Below are 2,234 nucleotides of genomic sequence, written 5' to 3'. Positions count from 1 at the left end.
GGTTAAATTATTTTCACCGGCTACTTTTTTGAAGTTATCCGGGTTATTTGTCAGCTCGATAGTTGGATAACGGACCCTCTCCGGCATTGGTTTCCATACAGAACTATGCCAGGTGAACGGTTCCAGTTTCGGATGACGTGTTCTTCTTAGCTCAGCCCAGAGTTCGTAAGGCTGGTAAAGGTTAAGATGGATATATTTCTGCTGCATCAGGATTTCCATTTTATCGTCCTGTGTGGGAGCAGCGGCGAATTTGGCTTTAATTACATCGCCCCATGCGCTGATCACTGCTGCTGAAGGTCTGCCAGGATATACCAAAGCTGTTTGCTCGGGTGTCATCAACGTTTTTGCATAGTTGCTCAACTGATTAATAGTATACCAGAAAGCAATGGAGTGGGTTACTTCATCTTTGATATGCTCTTCAGCCGACTTACCTGTGTTAGCCAATCCTTTCAATGCAATTTCCGCCAGCAGCAGATCCTGTTCTCCCAGTGAACTCATATAAACGGGCATTTTCGCATTCTGGTGGAAAGTAGCATGGTTATAAGTTGATTTTGCATTTGTAGAAAACGTGGAAGCGATATTATCTGCATAAGGATAATATCTTTCTCCCCCGTCGTACAACGCGGTTTGTTCTTCAATATTGGCAGATACACCGCGGTAATCCATATACTTTGTTGGCATAGCCAGCACCGGTAAGCGTGGATCGTCAATGCCTTCCTGGTAAGCAGGCGTACCATAATTCAGCCTTTTCATAATAATATTCGGGATAAAACTGGCGAAGGTATTTTCATACACACCACGGATCCATGTTCCACCACCGGTAGGTACGATATCATACCAATAGAACCAGTAAAGGTCTGTTTGTGGTAAAGGCTTCGCCAATGCAGCCTGGATCAACGGTTTAGCGTATGCTTCTTCTACACCGGCGATCCTTACCAGTAATTTCAGCCTGGTAAAATTGATAAAAGCTACCCATTTGTTAATATCACCACTGAAAGCGATATCTTGTTGTTTAAAAAGTTCCTGGCTGGAAGCGGACATTTGCGAAAAAGTAGCCGGCAGCTCATCTACCAATGTTCCCAATTCAGCGATAATAGACTGATAAACAGTTTTGGGATCATCGTATTTAGGGAATAAGTACTGAGCCGAGCCTTTAGAACCCTGGAAGGCATCTGAGTATGGAATAGCATTAAAAAAGTCTACCAGTTTTGCGCTTTGGTAACATTTAATAAAACTTGCCAGTTTCACATAAATATCTCCATCTGTTTTATCCTGACCTGCGCGGGCTGCTACTGTATTTACGATTTCCTCATAGTTTTTCAGACGAGTGTAGCTATGCTGAAAAAATGGCTGCCCATTAATAGGAGAATCATCAAAGCCATTACCGGTGGTCAGATCTTTATAGGTGGAGAACCAATCGTAGCGATAAGACACGAAACGCTGCGCTACTTGTTCATACCCTGTGATACTGGTCCCGCCATTTAGCAGGTAATACCATTCTCCATAATCCTGCGCAAAAATTTTGTTGTTTGTGAGCAGATCAGTGAACAACCCTGGCACTATATCAGTGCCACCTCCGGTGAGTTTATCCTTGTCATAGAACCGATCTTCCAGGTCTTTTTTACAGGCACCCAGGAAGGAGGCAGACAGTAGAATAATATATAAGTATGTTTTTTTCATCTTTTTCATTTTATACATTAGAAAGCCACATTTAATCCCAGAGAGTAAGTTCGTTGTGTTGGATAGATGGTATTTTCTACAAATACATCTGCACCCAGTGCGCCTTCCGGATCAATATTCGGGATGGATTTATACAGGTAGAAGAGATTTCGGGCAGCCGCAGTAATGGTAAGTCTTTGCATTCTAATTTTTTTCGCCATCGATGCAGGCAATGTATAGGAAAGGGCTGCTTCCCTAACTTTAATGTAGTTGTTTTCAAACAAGCGGTCCGGTGGAAAAGAAGTAGCAAGGTCATTAGCATAAGTACCGTAATATGAAGACGCGCTCGTCATAATGTCATTATTGACATATTTTCCATTATCATCTACTTTAACTCCAGGTAGGATAAGGCCATCGTGATATACTTTTCCATCTTTGGATTGAGCCGGCGCTGCCTGTGAATGTTGCCAAGGAACTTTTTGATCACTGGCATTGATGTAGTATGCCAATCCACCATTCTCCTCATCCCGGTACTTCATAGTGTTTTCCAGTTGCCCTACGCCTGTTAGGCGGTT

At 42.8% G+C, this 2,234-nt stretch carries 1 protein-coding gene and 1 pseudogene; both read right to left on the bottom strand.

The genetic code is table 11. The annotated features are described in order from the left end of the window. Positions 1-1,680, bottom strand: a 1,680-nt coding sequence (locus tag VN105_RS08590; protein WP_325639871.1) for a SusD/RagB family nutrient-binding outer membrane lipoprotein, incomplete at its 3' end; no start/stop codon positions are given. A 17-nt stretch (positions 1,681-1,697) separates the two neighbouring features. Further along, a pseudogene (locus VN105_RS08585) lies at positions 1,698-2,234 on the bottom strand (SusC/RagA family TonB-linked outer membrane protein); the annotation flags it as partial.

Origin of the sequence: Chitinophaga sp. (assembly GCF_035564935.1) — a bacterium.
Lineage (GTDB): Bacteria > Bacteroidota > Bacteroidia > Chitinophagales > Chitinophagaceae > Chitinophaga.
The sequence above is the reverse complement of the archived record's forward strand: the minus strand, read 5'-3'. Positions and strand labels throughout refer to the sequence as shown.